The organism is Mucilaginibacter sp. P4_A11, from assembly GCF_056402535.1.
In genome coordinates this window covers 37,538-62,526 of record NZ_JBFUHE010000018.1, presented here as the reverse complement: position 1 = coordinate 62,526, position 24,989 = coordinate 37,538, and the positions used below count along the sequence as shown (strand labels likewise).

Sequence of the window (24,989 nt, the reverse complement as noted above, 5' to 3'; positions counted from 1 at the left end):
GCCTGATATAAGCTATTTCGACGAACAATGAGGTTGTTTTGTCTATTTTTTCTTGTTGTTTAGCGGGAAATTTGTCTTATCAAAACTTTAAGAGGGGTTTGAAACATGACAAATTTAAGAAATCATATCCTATTGGGTTTCATTTTGACGATGACTATTTTCATCTTAAATCCAATAACGGCCCGTGCCCAGGAGCACCAGGGCAATAGCTATAAGCTTACGCTTACAGAAGCAGTACAATTTGCTAAAAATCAAAATAAATGGGTACAGGCCGCAAACATTGAAGAAAGCGCCGCCGTCGAAGATCGTAAGGACGCTTTCAAAGCGGCATTACCAACCGTTAATGTTGGAGGCTCATACCAGCGGTTCTCAAACCTGACGCTCTTTTCACAGGGGCTAAGCCATGCCACCACAATATCCACACCGCCAACGGCTAATGCTGCCAATTTAGGGGTTGATGCATCTTTTAATATTTACAGCGGCGGAAGGCTTAGGGCATTGCAAAAGGAACAGTCTTCGCACTTAAATGCGGCAAAGCTGAATGCACGTGACCAGTCGGGAAATATTGCTTTACAAACAGCCGATCAATATCTTGACCTGGTTAAACTCAACGATCTGCAAAAATTTATTCTTGATCAGCTTAAAAGGGCACAGACCCGGTTGAATAACATTAATACGCTTTACAAAAATCAAAAAGTTACCAAAAGTGATGTTCTGCGGGCCGAAGTGACATTGTCAAACGTTCAGCTTGCCTTGGAGCAAAATGAAAACGATATCACCATCGCAAACCAGAAATTGGATGTTTTAATTAATGTTCCTGATTCTGTTCGGATCTCGCCGGTTGATTCGGCCGGAATGCCTAAGCCGGAAGCGCTTTCGCTGCTGCCGTTTATCGAAGCTGCCGGGGTTTCGTCATACAGCGTGCAAAAAGCAGCAGAAAGTGTGGAAACGCAACGGGCAAGACTTAAAGTTGTGCAAAGCGCTAATATGCCAAGTTTAAGTTTTTACAGTGCCTATGGCATTAACTACCCTAATTTCCTGGTCTTTCCGCCGGTTAACCAGGCTTATGCCATCGGTTTTGTTGGGCTGAAAGCACAGTATAGCATCTCATCGCTTTACCATAACAAAAGTAAGGTGGCAGCGGGCAAACTCCGTGTAAAAGAACTGGAGGTACGGCAGGAGGCTTATACCGATGAGGTAAAAACGGCGATCAAGTCGTACTATGTAAAGTATGCAGAAGCGCTTACCCGCATTTCGGTTAATGAGCACTCTGTAGCGCAGGCGCAGGTCAATTACCGAATAGTGAATACCAAGTATTTAAATCAGCTTTCCCTGTTAACGGATCTGCTGGATGCAGATAACCTGTATCAGGAATCGAGGTTTAACCTGGTTAAAGCGCAAACTGATGCACTTGCTATTTACTATCACATCCTTTATACCAGCGGGAATTTATAATCAACAATTAAAAAAATGAAACGAGAAAATCATAAAACGCATCCGGGTAATATCATTATCACGGTTATTGCGGCAGTTTTGTTAGTGGCAGGGGCTGTGTATTTTTTTCAGTATTTGAAATACAGCGAACACTACGAAGAAACTAACGATGCCCAGGTAGAATCATATATTAACCCGGTTTCGGCAAGGGCCGGCGGCTATATCCAGCATGTTTATTTTAACGAACATCAACTGGTTAAACAAGGCGATACACTGGTTACGCTTGACGACAGGGAGTACCGCGCCCAACTGGAGGCGGCAGAGGCCGCTATGGATGATGCCCATGCCCAGCTAACCGTGCTTGAAGCCGGGGTCCGCTCGGCCGAAACAGGTACACATATCAACCAGGACCAGATCAAAGGTGCACAGGCTAAATACGTACAGCAGCAACAGGATATCAGGCGATACACCAACCTGGTGAAAGAAGACGCTGCTACGGGTGCCGACCTGGAACTGGTTAAAGCACATTATGACGTGGCCGAAAGCGATTACAGCGCTGCAATAAATGGCTTAAAGACTAATGAGGCGCGAATAGCAGAGCTAAAAACGCATTTCGTTGTATTGCAGGCCGATGTAAAACGTAAACAAGCTGCACTGGAGCTGGCAAGGCTTAATTTATCTTATACCATTATCCGCGCGCCATACACCGGCAGGCTGGGGCGTAAAAATATTTTAGAGGGGCAACAGATCCAGCCGGGGCAACCATTAGTGAGCATCATTAACGAAAAAGAAAAATGGATCACCGCAAACTATAAGGAAACACAGGTGGCCGGTATGTATGTAGGGCAGCCTGTAGAGATCAGGGTTGATGCAATTAATGATAAAGTATTTAAAGGAAAGATCCTGGCTATAGCAGGATCTACCGGTTCTCGTTTCTCGCTTTTGCCTCCGGATAACTCTACCGGAAACTTTGTTAAGATCATTCAGCGGGTACCTGTAAAAATTGAGTTTGCAGATGAACAGTCGGCTAACGTAGTACCCGGTATGAATGTGACCGTAGCTGTTAAAAAGAAATCATAATCATGAAATCGGTATATTTTAAAGATTGGATAACAGGCTGGCATTGGGGGGTACGCATTGCGTTGTTCATGATTTTACTGTCGGGCCTGGTACAGCTGGGGATGTTTGTGCTTACCCAGAATTATATGGTTGCTTATCTCGGTGCGCAGCCGGAGGATATTCAATTTGGAGTGATGTCAACTTACGCCGGTATTATTACTGTTTTACCGGTACAGTTTCGTTTTTTCAAATACTTTCAAACAAGGAGTTATTTATTGGCAAGCATGATGCTGGCCATAGTGCTAAACTTTGTGTGTTTGCACTGCCAGGATATTACTTTGTTTCTTGTGATAAGGTTCTTTCAGGGAATTGTGACAGGAAATGTGATTGTGTTCGGGCTATTGCTCATCTTTTCGCGTTTGCCATCAGAACGTGTACAAACAATAGCACCTGCCGTATTTTATGGAACCTTGCTGAGTAATACCGTTTTAATTGGTTTCCTTGGTGGTGTGGTTGTGGAATCGGCAGATTGGAAGGTTACATACTATTACCTCATAGGGTTTCAGATGGTAACGCTGCTCATCACCTTGCTGATGCTGAAGCGGTCATCGGTACATAAGCCCTATCCACTGTATCAAATAGATTGGGGCGGAATGGTCATATTCGCATTTAGCGCACTTGCACTGGCTTATACAATTATTTATGGTTCAAAATATTATTGGTTTGATGACCCACGGATCTGTTACAGTGCTTTTGCTACGGTGGTTGGATCGTCGTTGTTTTTGTACAGGCAACATATCGTAAAAAGGCCGGTGGTTCATCCAGGGGTGATCAAATCAAGGAATTTTGTAATCGCAGTTTGTTTACTTGCCATTTACTATGGTTGTAAAGACAGTATCAACCTTATTTATGGTTACGCTGGTGGTGTGCTTAAATGGAGTGCGCTACAGGTGATGGTACTTGCATTATGCAATATAGCAGGGATGGTTGGCATGCTGGTGTTTGCAATCCGCCTGCTGCTTGCAAAAAAGATAACAATCAAGGTGCTGCTGATAGTGGGATTTGTGTTGATGGGGGCATTCAATATATGGATGAGCTTTTTATTAACGCCCGACTTATCATTTACCGATCTGCTATTTCCAGTATTTATGCAGGGCGTTGCTTCAGGGCTTTTGTTTGTTCCCATTATGATATTTGTACTTACATCGGCACCGGCCTACACAGGTACAACCGGTTTGGTAATAGCGGCATGTACACGTTTTACCTCCACTTTAAATTCATTCGCGGGGTTTTATAACCTGCAATTGTACTTTAATCAATATTTTAAGGGAGGATTTCTTGGATACCTTACCTCTGATAATCAAAATACAATTGTACGTTTAAATACCTACCGGGCGCTATATGCTTCAAAGGGGTTTTCAGCCGATCAAGCTTCGGGTTTAGCCAATGCAGCTATATGGCAAAATCTGACACAGCAAAGCCAATTGCTAACAAACCGGGCAATGTTTATGGTCTTCGCGATCATAACACTCGTGCTTGCTGTAGTGATCCTGGTGATCCCCGCTATTGGTAAAACATATGTACACTGGAATAAACGCCTCATCGTGCCTTTTAGAAATCTGTAAAGTGGCTACCGCATTGGCTGGAATGATAAAAACTTTGGCTATGTCTGAAAAAAGATACTGGAACGGGCGGTCTAAATTTGCAATTGAGGTTATATGAATCTTGCTTGAAATCATACAGCGCACAGATTCGGGAATTAAACGACAGCACATATTCAAAAAACGAAAACTAAACGAAATGAAAACTGCACAACAGGAAGCAACAGCAATATCAACGAGTGAAACGAAACAGGCCTCTGGATCGGTAGCTTTGTTGGAAGCATTGGTTGCCGAAGGCGTTGATACTTTTTTTGGCGTACCGGGAGGTGCCAACATTGCAATATATGATTCGCTGTACTACTACGGCGAAAAGCTCGAACATATTTTGGTCCGGCATGAGCAGGCCGCTATTCATGCAGCACAGGGATATGCCCGCACATCGGGAAAGGTAGGAGTTGCCCTTGCAACAAGTGGGCCCGGTGCAACAAATATGATAACAGGTATCGCCGATGCCATGATAGATAGTACTCCGGTGGTTTGTATTACAGGCCAGGTTTATGCACATCTTTTAGGGACTGATGCCTTTCAGGAAACGGATATCATCAATATCACCAGTGCGATAACCAAATGGAACTATCAAATAACGGATGCTGAAGAAATTCCGGGTGTTTTAGCCAAGGCCTTTTATATCGCCCGTAGCGGTCGCCCGGGCCCGGTGCTGATTGATATAACCAAGAATGCACAATTGCAGTTGTTTGATTATAAGGGTTATACTAAATGCGATCATATCCGGAGCTACAGGCCAAAGCCAATTGTACGCCCTGAATACATCGAAAAGGCGGCCGAATTGATTAATCAGGCTAAAAAGCCATTGGTATTATGGGGGCAGGGAGTGATTTTGGGCAGTGCCGAGGCCGAGTTTAAAGCGTTCATTGAAAAATCAGGTATCCCAAGCGCATGGACAATTTTGGGTGTTGGTGCAATTCCGGGTGATCATCCGCTTAATGTTGGGATGCTGGGCATGCATGGCAATTATGCGCCCAATGTATTAACCAATGAGTGCGATGTGCTGATTGCGATAGGAATGCGCTTTGATGACAGGGTTACAGGCCGGCTGGATAAATATGCCAGGCAGGCAAAAGTTGTTCATTTGGATATTGATCCCGCCGAAATTGATAAAAATATAAAGTCGGCAGTGCCTGTTTGGGGCGATTGTAAAGAGACCTTGCCAATGCTCACTGCTTTAATTGAACAAAAGGAGCATACTGATTGGCTGACAGAGTTTAAAACACGCTACAAGGAAGAATATGATATCGTTATTGAGCCCGAATTAAACCCAACATCGGGCGAAATAACTATGGGAGAAGTGGTACGTCATCTCAATGTGCTCACCAAGGGTGAGGCCGTTATTGTATCGGATGTTGGCCAGAACCAAATGGTGACATGCCGCTATGCAAAAATGGATAAACCCCGGAGTAACGTAACCAGCGGCGGTTTAGGTACAATGGGTTTTGCCCTGCCTGCAGCAATCGGCGCGAAATATGGCGCTCCCCACAGACCTGTAATTACCATTGCCGGTGACGGGGGCTTTCAGATGACTTTACAGGAGTTAGGCACCATCATGCAAAACAAGGTGGATATTAAGATCATCGTATTGAATAACCGCTATTTAGGAATGATCCGCCAGTGGCAGGAGTTGTTTAGCGATAGCAGGTATTCATTTTCGGACCTTGAAAGCCCTGATTTTGTTACGCTGGCTGCCTCTTACCGGATTAAAGGAAAATGTGTATCTGACCGGGAAGAATTACCGGAGGCCTTGAATGAAATGATGAACAGTAAGGGGCCTTTTTTACTTGAGGTAATGGTAACGAGAGAAAATAATGTTTTCCCGATGGTGGCCCAGGGATGCAGTTTAAGTGAAATCAGGCTTAAGTAATAAAAAAGCTAAATGGTAATATAAGAGTGCCAAAATTATTAAAAGAGATACCCCGGAAGATAATTGTTGTTTTAATTGTTGTTTTGATTTGAATGTATCTACCCCTGTCATGTGGGGTAGATCATTCTTTTTTAGAAATACCCCGGAAGATAATTGTTGTTTTAAATTGTTGTTTTGATTTGAACGTATCTACCCCTGTCATATGGGGTAGATCGTTCTTTTTTTATTGATCGAAAACCCGGGGCTAAATAGCCATCTGAATTAATTTTTGAGATTCAGAATTAGATGAAATAAATAAAATGAGTTTGATAGCTTCTCTTGAAGAAATCGAATTATTTGAAGATTCGATATTTGTGATGCATGAAAAGTGCGAAAAGTTTATCCCGTTCCATAAACATTCAAAAAGCCAGTTAACATACGTTGAAGGAGGTTTGGGATATATCAGGTTTCGGGAAAAGCTTCACGTGATACCAGCACGGCATTATTTTTGGATTCCGGCAGGGGTGGAGCATACTTTCACTATAGGCAATCCGGCAACTAAATGCCGCACATTGTTTTTTCATACCCACGGCGATTCGCAAAATGAATTTTATAACAAAGTTGGCTTCTATCCTATAAACGACCTGCTTTTTCAAATGATCAGGTTTACGGAGCAATGGAACGCACACGCATTACCCGGAGATGAACGTTTTGTGTTTTTGCAAAGTATTAAAAACATACTGCCCCAGGTAAGTAAAAAAACGCTTTCGGCTGCTTTACCATTTACAGAAAACGAAAGGATGCTTAAAATACTGGCCTATCTGGAAGATAATCTTCCTGAAAGCCATACTTTGCAAAGCATTAGCTCGCGATTTGGCGTTAGCGAAAGAACCTTGTCGAGATTTTTTCAATCAACCTTAAATGTTTCTTTTCTGCAATACCTGAAACTATTAAGAATGGCGAAAGCTTTCCGGCTAATTGCTGGAAATGAACATTCCTTAGCTGATATAGCCTTTTTATGCGGTTATCAGAGCTTATCCTCCTTCAGCAATACATTTTACCAGGTTACCAAAACGCGGCCTTCAGAGCATTTGATGACATTAAGTGGTTTGGCTTAGTTTAAAGGTTTTTTGATGCCCGGACAACCAATTATTGATGGGTGATATTAATTGAGTCGACTGTAATAGCATGGTATAATTCCCGATAATGAGTTACAAGGTCATTAAGCATAAATCCCCGGTTTAAACCGCTTGGGTTAGGCAGCACCCAAACTTTTGCCCCGCAGAAATCTTCTGGTTGGGGACCCCATAAAACCTGCTTTTTTCCGGAAAAGGCCACGTAGGCCGGTTTGCCCAGGAACGCAATGTATTTAGGCTGAAAATGAGTCATTTTAGCTTTAAAGGCTTCTATTGAACTGCTGAACTCATCTTTCGAAAGCTCGTCGGCGCGCACAGTAGCCCTTGATACAGCGGTGGTCAGCCCATAGCCAAAATCAAGAATAGTCGCATCATTTACCGGCTCAATTTCATGGGGTGTAAAACCAGCCTGATGCAAAACTTTCCAAAAGCGATTGCTTCGCCCGGAGAAGTGATGGCCGTCCCAAGCAGATTTTAAGCCAGGATTTATACCACAAAAAACAACAGTCAGGTTGTTGGCAATAAGATCAGTTAACGTTGGCTGCATTGTTGTAAATATTTCGATTCGCAATCAAATGTAAAAATACTGTAGTCTTTACATAAACTGATTATGAATCCGGCCAAGTTTTAGTTAAAAGCAGACAAATCAGGCAGGTATAAATGAATGGATTTGTGCAAATTTATAAATCTACTTGATACGATACCCAGTCTTGTTGTTATTTCATAATGTGATTTCGGACTTCGCAAGCATCGCCTGATAACTAATATTCGTATGTTTACTTCCCCGCTTTGGGCAAAAAATTACACATTTAGAATTTCGGTTTACCCAATTTTCATAACTACGGGCTTTATTCCCTGATCATACTAATTACTCGTTTATTATACATTTTCGTGAACATTCATACATTCTCATGAACACACAATATTTGAAATGTATCTGTAAAAACAACATTTAATAAACTGCACGATAAATTAAGTACCCTTTACGCCTGATTAAATTATTAAGAAATTTCTATTTCTCGCTTTTTCCTTTAATGAAATTTTACACCACACACACAATAAATAACAACCTGGCCATTAGCACCATCTTTGCGAATCTTAGGAAAAAACCCTAAGCTTGAAACAATCTTTATTTAAATATTTATTCGTTTTTGCTGTATTAATTAACAGTGTTGTTAAAACACAAGCGGCTATAATAGCCACAGCAAACACCAACGGCTTAACTTCTCCAACTAATATATACGGCGGGCAACGTATCGCGGTATTGGGTGTCACGCTGACCGACCCTACGGGTTCATCATTGACCTCATTGACATTCAATTGTAATCAGAATATTTTAAACTATTTTACTAAAACCAGTAGCAGTATGTCCCTGGTCCGGATAAATGGCATAAATGCAACTTATGCTGCCGGTTCAGGTACTGTTATTACGGGCTCCTCAACCAGCTTTGTTGTTAGTGGTTCAGGTTCAAATATATTGACAATAAGTAATTTTAGTCAGCCTGTAAATGCCACCCCGGCAAGTTTCTTCCTGGTAGTCACTTTTGATGTGGGGGGAAACGTGCCAACGCCATCACCAATCAGCTTTAATTTTAATTTATCACAAATTAACAGCACGCCGATAACAGCCATCACCGGGCCTACTTACACCTGGACGAACCCCGCTATTGTAACCGTTACCGGAAATAACGTTCCCAAAGACAACGGTATTGAGGTAAATGATATTTACTATACGCAGCAAGGCATTTGTGTTTTTGGTTTTTCTATAACGGTTGCCAATAACAAGGCTTTGGTAACCCAGGTGGCGTTGTCCGCAGCGCTATCCGGAACTTCTGCTCCTTTTTTTAGTACTTCGGATGTTTATGTTGTTGAGAACACTGGGACAGATTTTAATTCGGGTACAAACACCCCGGTGCCTACTACAAATGCTGTTGGTAGCAGTCCTTCAACTATAAACCTCAATTTTAATACGCCGCTTGATTTTACACCGCCATCGGCAACAGGCAGCATTACGAGGAATTTTTTTGTTTACATTAACTTTAACAGCAATTTTAAAAACTATCCTAATGCAGTTAGCTTCTCCCTTAACCCACATTCGGTAGCTTATACCGAGGTTTCGGGAGGCTCGGCAATTACTTCCCAAACAGTAAATCCGCCCCAGTCTGTTATTAATGGTTACCCTATCGCATTTGCCACACCTGCAATTATGTTCACGGGGCAAAATATAGTAGGCTCCAGTGGTAATGGTATTTCACGTACCACTTTAACTTTAAACCAAACAAATATAGTTTTATACGGCTTTTCATTGACCAATACGGGTAGTCAGACAGCGATCAGCAATATTCAACTGAATATGACAGCTATCAGCCCGGCTGCTTTTAGTAATTTCCGGGTTTACAGATCAACGTCCAGTACTTTTACAAGCGCTACAGCCGTCCCGGCAAACCTGGTTGGCGGCACGACAACTTTAACCACCAATGTGTTTAAGTTAGATCTGACCACGCCATCTACCACTCCGGCCGAAACGCTTCCATTTAACCAAACCACCTATTATTTCATCATGGCTGATTGGCTTACTCCTGTCAGTAGCCCAACAACGTTTCAATTTACTTACAAATCGCTCGCTCTTAATTCCGGAGCTACAATAGGCACATCAAATACCGACGGTCAGCAGTTCTCGCTCGGTGTTCCGATATATGATTGGACGGGGGCCACTAACAGTAACTGGACCGTTGTTACAAATTGGTTAAAAAATGGTGTATCGACCACGACCGCACCCGGCATTACCAGTAGTAAAGACAATGTACGAATAGGTTATATAAGTTACACCAACAATAACATTCCCATAAATAACAATTCAGTGCCCAATCTCACAATTGGTAACCTCGAGATAGGTAGGTTAGGTTCAACTGGTTCAGCCGCAAGTGCCGTATTGTTAAATCTCAACGGTAAAACTATTACAGTGAACAACGGGTTAAATGTTGACTCCGCAGCGGTATTCACCTTGAACAATAGCGTTCCTGCAGTTGGCATCCTTAAAGTAAACGGGGGCCTATCAACCCTGGCCAGTACAGCATCAATCCAATTCGGGTCGTCAAACCCTGTTACTGTTAACAACGCAGCCGGAACATTTACCTTACTTTCTGACGCTAACGGAACTGGCTCAATTGGAGCTATCCCAGGCAATACTAATTTAACAGGTACTTTTGTAGTGCAACGCTATTTTACAGGCGGTAGCATTGCAAACCGTGGCTGGCGCCTGATGAGTTCGCCGGTCAATAATAGTAGTACCCTTCCGGTATCCACGGCCGCGACATATAATTTTTCGAGCTTAAAAACCAATTTATTTATTACAGGAGCAGGTGGCAATGCTAATGGCTTTGATCAGCCTGCAAGCTATGGGGCAAATGGGCCAACCATATTATTTTACACTACCTCCACAGCTTTGTTTGTTCCGTTAACAACATTGACACCGCCTCCATCTATGAATGTTGGCTCAGGCTTTTACTTTTATTTCAGGGGTGATAACATCCATAACATTACCCAAAAACTGATCAGGTCACCGGCTACTAACACTTTTGCTATCCCCGAAAAAAATGTGGTTGGTTTGCAATCAGGCACGCTTAACCAGCAGGCTTTAACTTATACATTGAGTAATGCAGGTACTGGTTATAATTTAGTTGGCAATCCTTATCCGTCTAACATTACAATACCTGCTTCAGCCTTAACGGGCACTACTCCCTTTGTTTACACTTTTGCGCCGGGTGGTAACAGTATATCAGCGCAAGATTTATCTGCCGGGGTAACGATACAAACCGGTCAAGGGTTTTACCTTAAATCGAATAGTGCCAACAGTTCCATTGCATTTACAGAGGGCATAAAAACAACTACTCCGGGAACTATCGCATTCAAAGCGGAAGTGCCGAAGCCTGAAATAACGTTAAAAATGGTACAGGATTCCGCCAATTATGACATGGCAAAGCTCCGGTTTTCTGACACATATAACAAGAGCTATAAAGAGACCGAGGATGCCGATGACCTGAATGGGAACGGGCAAGCTGTATTATTTGGCGCTATGACCGCTGACGGCCACGAAGTATCTATTGCGTCGCAGCCGCTTAACAAACAAAGAACATCGGTTTTTTTAAGCGTTAATGACATTAAAAGCGGTGATTATAAGATAAAGGCAATGGATATATCGGCTATACCCGATTATTATGACGTATGGCTTCTTGACCATTTTCAAAACGATTCATTGAACATTCGCAATAACGACAGCTACGAGTTTAAACTCGACAAAAAAGCCCCGGCCACTTATGGCAACAGTCGTTTTGAAATTGTTATTAATAAAAAACCCTTGCCACCGTATGCATTGACCGGCTTTACAGGCCAGCGCAATATCAATTCAAATATTATAAAATGGAACACGGTAAATGAATTTACATATATCACTTTTGAAGTACAATATAGTGTGGATAATAAAGATTTTAAGACGATAGATGCCGTGCAGTCGGTAGGTTCCGGTTCTTACAGTTTTGCTGACGCTACCGCTAAAACCGGCTATTACCGCCTGAAACAAACAGATCTGGACGGGATTGTAAAATATTCAAATGTTGTGGTCATTTCGACGGATAGTAATGGGTTGGATGTTTTTACGGTTTATCCTAATCCTACATCAAACTATTTACACTTCACCACAAACGAACCGGTAAAAACAACCTTTGGCGTTGATATTTACAATAGCATGGGGGCCCTTTTAAAAAGGGCAGCCTTTAATTCCAACACAGGCCAGCTGGACGTTTCATCACTACAGACCGGTTTTTACAGTATTCTGCTTATCGATAATAGCAATAAAAAAACCATCGCTTCGGCCAAATTCATCAAGCAATAAAAAGTATGAGATACAAAGCGTATAAGGCTATTACGGTAACAGTTATTTTTCTTTTTAGTATTGCTACCGCTTTTGCGCAACAAGTACCCTGCTCTGGTGATCCTGATGATGATGATTATGACCCGAACGGGTGCCCGCTTGATACCTGGGTAATATTATTGGTAGCAATCGCCCTTATACTAACCGTTATACATTTAAACCGACGGCGAAAAACCCGTTTAGGATTATAGATGCTATAAGGCTTACTTCTACGAGACTTTTGAATTTAAAATCACAGCCAGGCGGCTTGTCCACGATTTAGATTTCAAATAGTCGAATAAAATCTTTAGATAATTAGTGAACTAAAAAACAGCCTCTCTTATATATTCAAGGCTGTTTTTTAGTTTTTGAGTGCCCCCAATTGTACAAATCTCGAACTATTTTCTGCCGGATTTGCGCTTATTTGCGGATTTGGACTCGTGACATTGTGGACAAAGAGAAGCTATATATGGACTGATAATATCCAGGGGCCTTCGTCTGTTAGTAAGCATGACTTTTGCAACTTGTTAACAGAAAGCGACAATATAAAAGTTATTCATTTCGCAAGCTATTCACTGGGTTCGCCATACCAGCCTTAATAGTTCTAAAACTCAATGTAAATAATCCCGTCACCAGCATCCCTGCACCGCTGATAACAAATACCCACCAACTGATAGCTACGTGATCGGCAAAGCTTTCCATCCATTTATTTACGGCGTACCATGCAATCGGCGTTACGATGACAAATGCCAGTAAGATAAGCGATATTAGTTCGGTTGATAGCAGGACAACTATTTGTGCGACACTGGCACCAAATACTTTGCGTATGCCAATTTCCTTTGTCCGTTGGTTGGTAGTGTAAATGGCCAGTCCTAACAACCCGAGGCAACTGATCAATATCGATAAACCTGTTGCCCAGGTGAGCAGGGTTGATGCGTGTTGTTCTTCGTCGTAAAATCTTGCTATCGTCTCGTCATAAAAATGGCAATCAAAATCATCGTCGGGATAAGCCTTCTTCCAGGCCTTTCCCATATTTGTAATTGCGGTTTTCCACTCATTACCACCTGCGGTTTCTGGTTTCAAACTAACATGTAACGTCATCATTGGCCGGTGGATTGGACTGCCCGATGTTATGATTGATGGATAAATGGTGGAATGCAACGAGCGCTGATTAAAATCGGCAACTACGCCAATAATACTAATATTTCGGCCACCAAACCAATTCAACTGCTTCCCGATAGCTTCATGGGGGTTAGTAAACCCTAATAATTTAGCGTAAGTATTGTTAATGATGATGGCTTTCCCGGTGTCGGCTTCGGTTATGTTTCTGCCGGCAAGCAATTTTAGCTGGTATATTTTGATGTAGTTTTCATCACCAGACTTAACTATTATTTCTTCTGTTGTAATTTGTTTTTTCCCATCGTTATAAGTCATGCGCGTCCTGTTAAATGCATCAGCCGAAGGTGGGTCATTACCTAAACCCACAAGGGCAACCTGCGGCATCAACCTAAAATCGTTCAGCAGTACCTGGTTGGTGCTGGCCTTACTGGTTTGCCAGGGTGTATTAATAAGCAGGATGGCATCCTTTTTAAACCCGAGGTTTTTGTGCAAGGCGTAATAAATCTGCTGGCTTACCAAAATGGTAGCCATTATAAAAAACTGGGCAATAACAAACTGCGAAACCGTAAGCGACTTACGAAGCCATGCGTTCCGCGTTTTACTACTATTGCCCTGCACCTGGTTTTTTAGCACCGATGCCGGCTTGTAGCCCGATAACACAATTGCGGGATAAAAACCCGAGAAAATACTTATCACAATAGTTAACATCAGCAGGAAAAGTATGACATCCGGCTGTAGCATATTGGCATGAATATCGGGAGATATAACGTCGGCAAACATTTTTAAAATAATTGGCGCAAGCAACACCGATATGCAAACCGCAAAGAATGTTATAAAAAATGTTTCACCTAAAAACTGAACTACTAATTGCATCCGGCTGCTACCCAAAGTTTTGCGGATCCCAATTTCTTTTGCCCTTTGGGCCGCCTGGGCGGTAGTTAAATTCACATAATTGATACATGCCAGCAACAACAAAAATATAGCGCTGGCCAATAATCCATAAAGTGTTGTTTTGCTGGCTGGCCATGAGAAATTAAAAATATTGTAGTCGGGATTGAAGTGAATATCATCCAATGGCTGCAAGGCCAGATCCACGATGGGTGCGGGCATTTTTTGTTCGGCACGCGGTGGATTACTTTTCCTGAAAATGGTATTAATCTGTTTTACAATCCCGGCTGACTGGGCGCCAGGCGCCAACTTTACAAAAACTTCTGATGCCGAAGAGATTCTGTCCCAATTGTTTATATTCAGCTCAGCAGCTAAATGTTTATTAGTTGTGGCGGTACTAAAGGAAATAATGTCGTGAAAGGTAAAGTCGCTATTTTTGGTAAACGTTTCAACTATGCCGCTAACGGTTGTCTTAAGGGTATCATAGGTAACTACTTTACCAATCATTTCATGATATGATAATGAGGGGAAGTAAAGCCTGGCTTGCTGGGATGTTAATACCACCTGGCCGGGCGCATCAAGCGCGTGTTGCGATGAGCCGGCAAGCCAAACATAATTAAAAATTTTAAAATATTGCTGATCGGCAAGTGTTATCCTGTCCGGGTCTTTGAACCGTTTTTGTGCGTTTTTATCTTTGTCGATATAGACAAAATGAGGCGACAGTGAATATACCGGCGTAATTTCCTCTATTCCTGTGGCCTGGCTTTTAATCGCCTCAGCCAGTGGGCCGGGTCCGCTACTCAAATAGTTTTTATGTCCCTGAAATGACATGTTCATAACAACGCGATAAATCCTATCGCTGTCCTTGTGAAATTTATCAAACGTAAAATCGTAGTGTACAATAAAGTAAATGGACAGGAAAGCGCTTATGCCGATGGACAAACCAATAATATTTATCAGTGTAAATAGCTTATGCCTCCAAAATCCGCGGAATGCCATTTTAAAATAAGTTTTAAACATATGGTTGCCGGTTAATTTTTCATGTGTCCACCCCGCAGGGTTTACATGGTTCAATATTAGCGGCATAGGTTGGGTAAAACCTCTCAACTTATAAGATGGGAGAACTTTTTGCAGGTGATTTTTATATTCCAGAGGGGTTTTACCAGTAAACTGCTTAAAAATGCGATGAAAGCTACTTTCTGAATTAAAGCCCGATTCATACGCCAGACCAAGGAGCGTGATATGATCATAAGAGGAATCCTGCATTTTGAGCGCAACCTCACGCACACGGTATTCATTAATAAAATCGTTGAAGCTTTTTTTGAAAACTGAATTAATAATCCGGGATACTTCATGAGTATGCAATCCGAGTTTTTCGGCAAGCGAATTCAGGCTTAATTCTGCATCCCGGTAATATCCTTTCTCCTTGACTTCCATTTTTAATAAGGAACCTTTTTGCTTCAGATCTGCCGGTAATAATGGCTTTATGGTAAAGCCAGTCTTCTCAAGGTTTTCTGCTTTTAAATGGCTCTTTGCAGCGATCCAAATGATTACGGATATGAAAAGAAGGTACAAAGGGAAATAATACTGTGCTCCTGATTTGTCATGGTAATAAAAATAATCAACAGCTTTAAATGGTATCCATAGTAACCATAGCATACCGAATGCGGTAAGCAAGCGATCCAACCATAGCAACTCGTTCCGGTGGCGGTCGCCTCCCTGGAATTGTTTTTCCCGGTAAAAACAGTCAATTTGTGCATGGCACAGATACAAATAGAAGGCAACCGACAGAAATGCGGATAACTGCAATACAGAGTTGAATTTGTCATAAATAGTATTGCCTGTATTTATGTTTTGTATTGCGGTAAATGTCTGAATGCTTAATTCGGGTAGTAAGGGGATGATGTGCAGCAGATCCTTACGACGGAAGAAATGCTTTGGCTGACTTATCTGACGCACGTAAAAGTAGACCAAAGGGCCAAAAGCCATTGAGAAACGCAGTGGCAAATGGTTCCAGATTGGGCTATACTTTGCAAAACCAATATCAATAGCCAACACCCTGATTGCCCACAAAGCAATAACAGTCATCAAAATAGCCAACCAACGGTTGGCAGTTTGGTTCGGCTTAGGAGCGATCCATAAAAATAGCGATAGCGTTAAGCTGATAAATACAGAGCCCAAAAACGCAATGTCATAAAAGGTAATATGGAGTGTAATGGGAATCAAATTAGTTTAGGTATTTTGTCGCATTCCCAAACCTAAGAAAATGCTGCTATAAATTCAAGATAACCTTCTTATTGCGCCCGGACGTGGTTAAATTAGAAACCTTCTTTGATTCTAAACACCACCATTTATCGGAAAAAAAGCACAAAAAAAGTTGTCAACAAAATTGACAACTTACCTAAAAAAGTGACCTTCCGACCGTAATTCTCGAACTCTTTTATTGAGGATTTGAAGAAAATCGCCTCCATAAATATTCAACTATTATTTAGATTAATACAGAACAGAAAAACACCGCCGAAATATTTCGACGGTGTTTATGCATAAAACTGTTTAAATTGTAATTATTTACTTTTCGCGACGATTATCGCAGCCAGTTTATCAGGCGTTGAAATGAAAGATGAAAGACTGCTTTGCGGGGTGAATTATTGCATTCATTAATTTGTTCAAAGCGCTTATTGAATAAGCGTTGCGTTTACTGTAGTGTCGAGCTTTATAATTTTGGAAATTGTACAGCCAAGTCTGGCTTTTTCTGCAAAATCATTTAATTGCTCTTGATTAATACCGGGGATATTTGATTCGACAACAAAGTGCAGGCTTTTTATTTCGGGGTTTCCGTTGCTTTCATCAAAACCCAATTCAATAGTTGCCGTAGTATGGATACTTTGTGTTACCCGCTTGTTTTTACCTGCGATATTTGCCAGCGCCTGGTTAAAACAGGCTGCATGAGCAGCTGCAAGCAATTCTTCGGGGCTTGCTCCCAGTGCTCCTTCAAAACGGCTTTCATAGCTTACGGGGGCATCTTTAAGTATTCCGCTTTGGATTGAAATAGTGTCGGTCCCATGTTTCCAGTTACCCTTCCATGTGGATATTCCTTGAGATTTCATGATTTACTTATTATTGATGATTGTTGAATAGATGTTTTAGTTTGACTCTGATTTGGCAAGGGTACCCAGATAATGGCCTAATCTTAATTCCGTATCACTTGCCTCCTGGAACCCCATAGTCATGAGCCTTGCCAATAATGACTGTGCTTCGGGTCTTTGGTATAATTCAAAGAATTGATCGGTTGACTCCTGTATTTCGTAAGGGTTGGGACCACCACCGGCACGTTTAAGCATAGTTGCCTTGGTTACCCGTAAAGCAGGCAGCTCAAAGCCACTGATGCGGTCAGCCAGGTTATTTACAAAATGATCTAATTCTGTATCGGCAAAAGCCCGGTTGATCCAACCATAAAGCTCCGCGGTATCGGCCGAATAATCATCGGCACTAACAGCAATTTCCAATGCCCGGGCATAACCTGACAATAAGGGCAGGTATTCTGCGGCGCCACCACCGGGCAGTAGGCCCATGCCAACTTCCAGGTGGCCAAAGATTGCTTTTTCCCGGCTTGCAAAGCGCATATCGCAGGCCAGGATAAACTCAGACCCGATGCCACGAACGCGCCCCCGGATAGATGCAATACTGATTACCCCGATATTGTGCAGCCGATTGGAAACATCCACCCACTGCTGGACGCCTAACTTTCCTGAAACCACCGGTACTTCCGCGCCACGCAGAACGTCAAAATGCGATACGAAAAAGTCTTTGTCGGCACTGTCGAATACGATAACCTTAAGATACTGATCAGTCTCTATGATATCCATTAAGCGCTGCAGTCCGGATATCATATCCGGGCCCATTAAATTGATCGGGGGATTATCCAGGGTAACCCTCCAGAATGTTTTACTGTGTTTGGTAATGATCAGCGGCGCGCCGGCCATTCCTTCTACAGATAAAGGCTTGTTTGTAGCATTCATGTTTTTGTCTTTTGTTCTTGATTAAGGGAACAAAACTCTGGAATCAAACATGCCCAAACATTCACCTATGTTAAAATCGGTGATAGATAGGAATTTAATAAAAGTTTATGAGGAACAAGCTTATAGTTTGCCTTTGATGCGGCTTAGCGATTGCGGGGCAATATTCAGATAGGATGCGAGGTAAAAGTTAGAGAACATTTGCATTAAATGGGGCTCATCACGCAGCATTTTGGCGTAACGGTCAGGTGCTGACATGGTCAGTAAGGTAAAGACACGATCGTATATAACAATAAAAAACTTTTCATTCATCTTACGCATCCACTCCTCAAATACAGGAAGATGTTTATATAAATAATCAAAGGTGTAGCGGTTCCACAGGATAGCCTTTACTTCTGTTAATGTTTCGATGGTCAGGGTACCGGGTGTATTGGTCAGGAAACTTCTATAATCATTGATGAAAAGGTTTTTAGCATTACTGAAGGGTTCATTGAAGTGAAATAGCCAGGTGGTTGTTTTACCGGAAGAATCAATATAATATGATCTGGCCTGACCTGATACAATGAAATAACAATATTTTGAAACATTCCCCCCCTGTAAAAGTAAATGCCCTTTTGGAAGAAGCACTTCTTTTGACTGACTGATTATAGCATTTGTAGCCTGCAGGTCAAGTTCAACATTTCCTCTCATATAAGTTAACAGCGGTTCACAAAAACTATCATTATTCATCTTACTAAGGTAGGGTATAAGAATTGTATTTATTGGGATATGAATACCGGATTTTGGTGCGGCAACTGCTCGTTAGCTTTCTTTACAACGGCTACGCTTTCCGGGATAGGGGTTTGCTAAATATGCTCGAATTCGTTCAAAATTGGATATTCCGAAGCCGTTAACCACCGCATTCCGAAAAGGAGTTCAGAGCATTCCGTTACACTTTGATCAAGCTATCTTCCTGAATCACTTTTTTGAACTCAAATGTTCATCGACACAACTCGTTGGTCTAACGGGCACGGAAAAGCATAGTCAAGCATGCCAAAATATCCAATAAGCACAGAAAACCAAAAAATCATATGGGAATTTCGCAATAATATCAACTATTATTGCGGGATTTTAAAACTGATAAATATACCGGCGCCAGTCTTTAATTAGTATAACATTATCCCCGGTTCTCTAATGAAAAAAATAGCAATCATAGTTTTAACCCTTATTCCGATTTTAATTTCAGGTCATATCAGAATCAAATTTGGCTGGACGGCAAGCTTTATTATCGACGTAGCTGTATATTTTTTATTAGGCTTATTTTACGCCAGGAGCAAGGCTTACAATTCATATTACCTGATATTTTTGATTGCAGCATCGCTTGCATTGCCCGTGCACACTTTTATAACCGGCAGGGAATATTGGTATCCATACGTAATGCCTTTATACCTTTTGACAGGACTGGTTAGCTTTTTCTCCGGGTATCTTTTTACATTGGGAAAAAAGCCACTGGCTCTGATTTTACTTATCTCCGTTTTTATTGGCGCTTGCACATCCGGAAAGTACATTTTGAACATCATTTCACTAAATACCTTTAACGCTCCTGAATACCATGATCTCATCAAAACTAAACCGGACTTGAAATTTTTTGACATGAACGGTAAAATTATTGACGATAATACCTTTAAGGGAAAAGTCGTCGTAATAGATTTCTGGTTTATTCAATGTTCAGCTTGCATAGACAAAATGGGGTCATTTGAATATTTATCCGGTTTATACAATAAAAACCCCAATATCGTCTTTATATCCGTGTTTAATAACAAGATTAATTCGCTTAAAAGTGTCAAAGATTTTCTGAAAGCCAAAAATCTCAATTTGCATTATTTAGCTTACGATAAAGACGCTGAATTCGAAAGGAAGTACAACATCGGAAGGTCCGGCTTCCCGGTTGAATTAAGGATTGATAAACAAGGCGTCCTGACCCAGGTGGTTACGGCCTTCGTGGGCCATGACCTTTATATCAAAATATCCAAAGAAAATATCGACAACTTATTAAGGAAATGAAAAATTAGATAAAACTGTTCTTTGGTAACTGCATTTTATTTTCGACAGAATGTAACAAAAGGCAACCTTAAATTTAATTAAGGACCAACGAAATTAACTTCATAATTAAGATCATAATTGACATATTCCTTTAAAATGCAGGTACTGACCGCTTAAAAATCATCAATACAGTATCTCCGGATTAACCGTTGTCCATCGGAAAGCCTGAAAATCAGCATATACAAAGATCATCGGATTTAATAACTCAAAATTATTTATGCCGGATTATGGCTGATGCTTTGCCCGCTGTCCGGTCTGTCTGACTTACAACAGAGTATTTCGTTATATTGCTCCAGCAGGCTAATGTATTTTTCCATCCAGTAATACATAGCTTGGTTCTTGTTGTCAGTAGATAAAGGTTTAAGTTCCTGGGTTTTTATAGTTGAAAGCCCCTTCTCAAATATTAAAGCAGGGAATTCGTTCGAAAAATCGTAATCTATAATAACGCCGATTTTAATGATGTCGCTTATACTGAGATTTTCGTTTTTAAACCAATTGTAGATGGTTCGCCGGCTAATACCAATTTTTCGTGAAATTTCGCTTAATCCTACATGGTTCCGGCGTACAATGGATTCCACAATTTCCCCACGGTGCAAATGCATTTCCTGCCCTGCATTTACTCGTTTTACTAATTTGCAGGTTGTATTCCCGCTTAAAATGAAGACATTATCCATATCGATTTGATCTTTTTGATAAAAAAATGGCTTGAAATACCGGCTTATAATTTTTACAATTAAAAATATCTGAATAACAATCTGTTGTAAATCGAATGGAGCTTCCTTAAATATTGGGCTAATAGAGATTATGTTCGAATTTAGACATTCTTAACAACGAGCATTACTATAAGTTAAGAATGTATAATGAAATGTAAATAAGTTGAGAAATAAGTGATTTAGTGAACAAATTGAATTAAGCAACAATCCGGGCCGCGACCGAAATAGCCTTTACAAACCAACGATCTTAATTCGTGAAATTGCCGTTTGCTTTGCACCGGAAACCGGGGCGAAGCAGTTGTAAAGCGGTTCTCCCTTAATGTTCGCTGTTTTTTAAAAAAAAGTTAACTTTGCGCCTTGAAACGAAGACATGATTTACTTTTTCTTTAATAAAGCAAATACGGTTTTTGCCGTACAAAATAGTCAAACGCTCCAACCGACAGATATTTCAAAACTAAGCTGGCTTTTTGCAGGCGCAGAATTAAACCGGGAGACAATTGTGACCGGTTTTTTTGTTGGCCCCCGTGCGGCGATGGTTACCCCCTGGAGCACCAACGCGGTTGAAATTACACAGAACATGGGCATTGAAGGCATTGTCCGCATCGAAGAATTTAAAGTGGTTGATCCTGACTTTTCGGCTTTTGACCCGATGCTGTTTCAAAAATACGCAGCGCTCAACCAGGAGATCTTCACTGTTAACATTAAACCGGAAGCGATCCTGGAAATTGCAGATATCGCCCAATATAATAGGCAGGAGGGACTCTCTTTAAGTGACGAAGAGGTTCAATACTTAAACGGCCTTTCTGAAAAATTAGGTCGTAAGCTGACCGACTCAGAAGTGTTTGGCTTTTCTCAGGTAAATTCGGAGCACTGCCGCCACAAAATTTTTAACGGCACTTTTGTGATTGATGGACAGGAGCAACCTGTTTCGCTGTTCAAGCTTATCCGCAAAACATCCGAGGCTCACCCGAATGGGATTGTTTCGGCTTATAAAGATAACGTGGCCTTTGTAAAAGGTCCCATCGTCCAGCAATTCGCGCCAAAACGCCCCGATGTACCTGAATTCTACGAGATCAAAGATTTTGAATCGGTAATTTCCCTGAAAGCCGAAACCCATAACTTCCCGACTACGGTTGAGCCTTTTAACGGTGCAGCTACTGGTTCAGGTGGTGAGATCAGGGACAGGATGGCTGGTGGCCAGGGCTCTATTCCATTGGCCGGTACAGCGGTATACATGACAGCGTTTTCGCGTTTAGCAGCAGACCGCCCCTGGGAAAATGGCGTTACCGAGCGTAAATGGCTTTATCAATCACCAGTTGATATTTTGATTAAGGCATCAAACGGCGCATCTGATTTTGGTAACAAGTTCGGTCAGCCGCTGATCACTGGTTCGCTGCTCACTTTCGAGCATGAGGAAGAGTCCCGCACGCTGGGTTATGACAAGGTAATTATGCAGGCAGGTGGTATAGGTTACGGCAAGCTGTCGCAAGCCAAAAAACACAGCCCGCAGGTAAGTGACAAGGTGGTGATTTTGGGTGGCGATAACTACCGGATCGGGATGGGCGGTGCAGCCGTTTCGTCTGCAGACACCGGCGCTTTAGGTTCGGGTATAGAGCTGAATGCAATCCAGCGCTCAAACCCGGAAATGCAGAAGCGCGTATCAAATGCGGTCCGTGGGATGGTGGAAAGTGATATCAACCCGATTGTTTCTATCCACGATCATGGTGCAGGTGGTCATTTAAACTGCCTTTCGGAACTGGTAGAAGAAACCGGAGGTAAGATCGACCTGGATAAACTGCCTGTTGGCGACCCAACTCTTTCAGCTAAAGAAATTATCGGTAACGAATCCCAGGAACGTATGGGGCTGGTGATCGGGCATGAAAATATTGAGATCCTACAAAAAATTGCCGACCGCGAACGCTCTCCGATGTATACGGTAGGCGAAGTAACCGGCGACCATCGTTTCACTTTTGAATCAGCCACCACGGGTGCCAGGCCAATGGACCTTGACATGGGCGATATGTTTGGTAGTTCGCCAAAAGTGGTGATGCAGGATAAAACAATCCAACGGAATTATAGCCCGGTAACTTATGACGCATCTCAATTGCAGGTTTACCTCACGCAGGTACTGCAACTGGAAGCAGTAGCGTCTAAAGACTGGTTGGTGAACAAAGTGGACCGTTGCGTAGGTGGCCGCGTGGCGAAGCAGCAATGTGCAGGCCCACTGCAATTGCCGCTGAACAATTGCGGCGTTATGGCGCTGGATTATCAGGGCAAGGATGGTATTGCTACTTCAATCGGTCATGCGCCGCTTTCGGCGTTGATTGACCCGGCAGCGGGAAGTCGTAATGCCATTGCGGAATCGCTTTCTAATATTGTTTGGGCGCCGTTGAAGGATGGCTTGCAGAGCGTATCGCTTTCGGCCAACTGGATGTGGGCCTGTAAAAATGCGGGCGAGGATGCCCGTTTATATGCCGCTGTAAAGGCCTGCTCTGAATTTGCAATTGAACTTGGTATCAATATCCCGACAGGGAAGGACTCGCTTTCCATGAAGCAAAAGTATAAGGATGGCGAGGTTATTGCACCTGGTACCGTCATTATTTCGGCAGCCGGGCATTGCGATGATATTACCGGGGTGATAGAGCCCGTGCTGCAAAAAGATGGGGGTGCGATCTATTATATCAATCTATCAGGCGATACTTATAAACTGGGCGGTTCATCGTTTGCTCAAATCCTGAATAAAATAGGCTCTGAAACACCGGACGTGTTAGATGCCGAGGCTTTCAAAAATACGTTTAACACCCTGCAGCAACTGATCAAAGCAGGCCAAATCCAGGCCGGGCATGATATAGGCAGCGGTGGCTTGATCACTACTCTGTTAGAACTCTGCTTCGCTGACCGCGATTTAGGTGCAACAATCGACCTTTCCGTATTAGGGGGCCAGGGTATCATCGAAACGCTGTTTGCTGAAAACATCGGAATTGTTTTCCAGGCTGACGCAGCAGCAGAAGCGGTGCTGGAAAGCAATGGTATTGCTTTCTGCAAGATTGGTACTGTTGAGAGAGCAGCTACGCTGACCGTAAAAAACACTGACGGCAGCTGGTCCTTTGATATTGATCACCTGAGGGATGTGTGGACCAAAACCTCCTACTTGCTGGATCAGAAACAAAGTGGTCCGGTGAAAGCCAGGGAGCGTTTTGATAATTACAAGAACCACGTTTTAAAATATAACTTCCCGGCTGGCTTTGCCGGCAAGAAACCAGTTTTAAATGCAGCCATGCCGCGACCGAAAGCAGCCGTAATTCGCGAGAAAGGCAGTAACTCCGAGCGCGAATTAGCTAATGCTATGTACCTCGCCGGTTTCGACGTGAAGGATGTTCACATGACTGACCTGATCTCGGGCCGGGAAACGCTGGAAGATATTCGGTTTATCGGAGCTGTAGGCGGCTTCTCTAACTCGGACGTATTGGGATCAGCCAAAGGCTGGGCTGGTGCCTTCCTATATAACGAAAAGGCCCGCGTAGCCCTCCAAAACTTCTTTGAACGCGAGGATACGCTCTCAGTAGGTATCTGTAACGGTTGCCAGCTGTTTATTGAGTTAGGCATGATCAACCCTGACCATGCCGAAAAGCCGAAGATGCTGCACAACCAAAGTAACAAACACGAAAGCGGTTTTACTTCGCTGACCATACAACCAAACAACTCGGTGATGCTGTCCTCGCTGGCCGGCTCAACGCTTGGTGTGTGGATCTCGCACGGCGAAGGACAATTCCAGTTACCATATGCCGAGGACCAATACGGTATCGTAGCGAAATACGGCTATGAAAGCTACCCAGCTAACCCCAATGGCTCAGACTACAACACCGCCATGATGTGCGACAAGACTGGCCGTCACCTGGTGATGATGCCCCACATTGAGCGCTCTCTCTTCCAATGGCACTGGGCCAACTATCCAGCCGGCCGTAAAGACGAAGTATCGCCATGGATGGAAGCGTTTGTGAATGCAAGGGTTTGGTTAGAGAAATAGGAAAAACAACTTATTTTTAGAGAGCCTCAACTTTGGTTGGGGCTTTTTTTGTGGGAGGGAAGTGAGGGCTTATATGATATGCTCCCAATG

The 24,989-nt window shown here is 42.5% G+C and carries 15 protein-coding genes; 9 read left to right on the top strand and 6 right to left on the bottom strand.

All coding sequences use genetic code 11. From position 1 onward, the window contains the following. Nucleotides 1-150 precede the first annotated feature (150 nt). The 5 genes from AC1DUD_RS26460 to AC1DUD_RS26440 all read left to right on the top strand — a co-directional run bounded on the left by AC1DUD_RS26460 (nucleotide 151) and on the right by AC1DUD_RS26440 (nucleotide 7,127). Nucleotides 151-1,455: a TolC family protein gene (locus AC1DUD_RS26460; protein WP_477380100.1), complete on the top strand. Its 1,305-nt coding sequence runs from the start codon at nucleotides 151-153 to the stop codon at nucleotides 1,453-1,455. A gap of 15 nt (nucleotides 1,456-1,470) precedes the next feature. Next, nucleotides 1,471-2,514, top strand: a complete 1,044-nt coding sequence (locus AC1DUD_RS26455) for an HlyD family secretion protein (RefSeq protein WP_477380098.1) — start codon at nucleotides 1,471-1,473, stop codon at nucleotides 2,512-2,514. Between the two features lie 2 nt (nucleotides 2,515-2,516). After that, nucleotides 2,517-4,118 (top strand): MFS transporter, encoded by a 1,602-nt coding sequence (locus tag AC1DUD_RS26450; protein WP_477380096.1) that lies wholly within the window; start codon nucleotides 2,517-2,519, stop codon nucleotides 4,116-4,118. 175 nt (nucleotides 4,119-4,293) lie between these two features. Further along, on the top strand, nucleotides 4,294-6,030 hold the full coding sequence (gene ilvB / locus AC1DUD_RS26445; RefSeq protein WP_477380094.1) for a biosynthetic-type acetolactate synthase large subunit: 1,737 nt from the start codon (nucleotides 4,294-4,296) through the stop codon (nucleotides 6,028-6,030). A 299-nt stretch (nucleotides 6,031-6,329) separates the two neighbouring features. Continuing rightward, entirely contained in the window at nucleotides 6,330-7,127 is a 798-nt protein-coding gene (locus tag AC1DUD_RS26440) for a helix-turn-helix domain-containing protein (RefSeq protein ID WP_477380092.1), read from the top strand. Nucleotides 7,128-7,158: 31 nt separating this feature from the next. Here AC1DUD_RS26440 and mug read toward each other — a convergent pair whose 3' ends face one another. Then, a complete protein-coding gene (gene mug / locus AC1DUD_RS26435) occupies nucleotides 7,159-7,692 on the bottom strand; it encodes a G/U mismatch-specific DNA glycosylase (protein WP_477380090.1) in 534 nt (177 codons plus the stop codon). A 570-nt stretch (nucleotides 7,693-8,262) separates the two neighbouring features. Here mug and AC1DUD_RS26430 point away from each other — a divergent pair. Both AC1DUD_RS26430 and AC1DUD_RS26425 read left to right on the top strand, forming a co-directional pair. Next, complete coding sequence (locus AC1DUD_RS26430; protein WP_477380088.1) at nucleotides 8,263-12,036, top strand: T9SS type A sorting domain-containing protein; 3,774 nt, start codon at nucleotides 8,263-8,265, stop codon at nucleotides 12,034-12,036. Nucleotides 12,037-12,041: 5 nt separating this feature from the next. After that, nucleotides 12,042-12,266, top strand: coding sequence for a hypothetical protein (locus AC1DUD_RS26425; protein WP_477380086.1), 225 nt, complete (start codon nucleotides 12,042-12,044; stop codon nucleotides 12,264-12,266). Between the two features lie 340 nt (nucleotides 12,267-12,606). Here the strand turns inward: AC1DUD_RS26425 and AC1DUD_RS26420 are convergent, their stop codons facing one another. The 4 genes from AC1DUD_RS26420 to AC1DUD_RS26405 all read right to left on the bottom strand — a co-directional run bounded on the left by AC1DUD_RS26420 (nucleotide 12,607) and on the right by AC1DUD_RS26405 (nucleotide 18,806). Continuing rightward, entirely contained in the window at nucleotides 12,607-16,287 is a 3,681-nt protein-coding gene (locus AC1DUD_RS26420) for an ABC transporter permease (RefSeq protein ID WP_477380084.1), read from the bottom strand. Between the two features lie 449 nt (nucleotides 16,288-16,736). Further along, nucleotides 16,737-17,168: an OsmC family peroxiredoxin gene (locus AC1DUD_RS26415; RefSeq protein WP_477380082.1), complete on the bottom strand. Its 432-nt coding sequence runs from the start codon at nucleotides 17,166-17,168 to the stop codon at nucleotides 16,737-16,739. 36 nt (nucleotides 17,169-17,204) lie between these two features. Continuing rightward, nucleotides 17,205-18,080: an enoyl-CoA hydratase/isomerase family protein gene (locus tag AC1DUD_RS26410; RefSeq protein ID WP_477380080.1), complete on the bottom strand. Its 876-nt coding sequence runs from the start codon at nucleotides 18,078-18,080 to the stop codon at nucleotides 17,205-17,207. A gap of 120 nt (nucleotides 18,081-18,200) precedes the next feature. After that, a complete protein-coding gene (locus AC1DUD_RS26405) occupies nucleotides 18,201-18,806 on the bottom strand; it encodes a Crp/Fnr family transcriptional regulator (RefSeq protein WP_477380078.1) in 606 nt (201 codons plus the stop codon). Nucleotides 18,807-19,250: 444 nt separating this feature from the next. On the opposite strand from AC1DUD_RS26405, the gene AC1DUD_RS26400 reads away from it, so the two are divergent. Beyond that, nucleotides 19,251-20,120 (top strand): TlpA family protein disulfide reductase, encoded by an 870-nt coding sequence (locus tag AC1DUD_RS26400; protein WP_477380076.1) that lies wholly within the window; start codon nucleotides 19,251-19,253, stop codon nucleotides 20,118-20,120. A gap of 254 nt (nucleotides 20,121-20,374) precedes the next feature. Here the strand turns inward: AC1DUD_RS26400 and AC1DUD_RS26395 are convergent, their stop codons facing one another. Beyond that, a complete protein-coding gene (locus tag AC1DUD_RS26395) occupies nucleotides 20,375-20,833 on the bottom strand; it encodes a helix-turn-helix domain-containing protein (protein WP_477380074.1) in 459 nt (152 codons plus the stop codon). A 409-nt stretch (nucleotides 20,834-21,242) separates the two neighbouring features. Here AC1DUD_RS26395 and purL point away from each other — a divergent pair, with 409 nt between their 5' ends. Beyond that, nucleotides 21,243-24,899 carry a phosphoribosylformylglycinamidine synthase gene (gene purL / locus AC1DUD_RS26390; RefSeq protein ID WP_477380072.1) on the top strand — a complete coding sequence of 1,219 codons (3,657 nt, stop codon included), beginning with the start codon at nucleotides 21,243-21,245 and terminating at the stop codon, nucleotides 24,897-24,899. The last annotated feature ends 90 nt before the right edge of the window (nucleotides 24,900-24,989 follow it).

What these genes read in the sequence shown, in the direction of transcription:
- AC1DUD_RS26460 (WP_477380100.1), top strand. Translation starts at nt 151, where the DNA reads ATGACTATTTTCATCTTAAATCCAATAACGGCCCGTGCCCAGGAGCAC.
- AC1DUD_RS26455 (WP_477380098.1), top strand. Translation starts at nt 1,471, where the DNA reads ATGAAACGAGAAAATCATAAAACGCATCCGGGTAATATCATTATCACG.
- AC1DUD_RS26450 (WP_477380096.1), top strand. Translation starts at nt 2,517, where the DNA reads ATGAAATCGGTATATTTTAAAGATTGGATAACAGGCTGGCATTGGGGG.
- ilvB (WP_477380094.1), top strand. Translation starts at nt 4,294, where the DNA reads ATGAAAACTGCACAACAGGAAGCAACAGCAATATCAACGAGTGAAACG.
- AC1DUD_RS26440 (WP_477380092.1), top strand. Translation starts at nt 6,330, where the DNA reads ATGAGTTTGATAGCTTCTCTTGAAGAAATCGAATTATTTGAAGATTCG.
- mug (WP_477380090.1), bottom strand. Translation starts at nt 7,692, where the DNA reads ATGCAGCCAACGTTAACTGATCTTATTGCCAACAACCTGACTGTTGTT.
- AC1DUD_RS26425 (WP_477380086.1), top strand. Translation starts at nt 12,042, where the DNA reads ATGAGATACAAAGCGTATAAGGCTATTACGGTAACAGTTATTTTTCTT.
- AC1DUD_RS26415 (WP_477380082.1), bottom strand. Translation starts at nt 17,168, where the DNA reads ATGAAATCTCAAGGAATATCCACATGGAAGGGTAACTGGAAACATGGG.
- AC1DUD_RS26410 (WP_477380080.1), bottom strand. Translation starts at nt 18,080, where the DNA reads ATGAATGCTACAAACAAGCCTTTATCTGTAGAAGGAATGGCCGGCGCG.
- AC1DUD_RS26405 (WP_477380078.1), bottom strand. Translation starts at nt 18,806, where the DNA reads ATGAATAATGATAGTTTTTGTGAACCGCTGTTAACTTATATGAGAGGA.
- AC1DUD_RS26400 (WP_477380076.1), top strand. Translation starts at nt 19,251, where the DNA reads ATGAAAAAAATAGCAATCATAGTTTTAACCCTTATTCCGATTTTAATT.
- AC1DUD_RS26395 (WP_477380074.1), bottom strand. Translation starts at nt 20,833, where the DNA reads ATGGATAATGTCTTCATTTTAAGCGGGAATACAACCTGCAAATTAGTA.
- purL (WP_477380072.1), top strand. Translation starts at nt 21,243, where the DNA reads ATGATTTACTTTTTCTTTAATAAAGCAAATACGGTTTTTGCCGTACAA.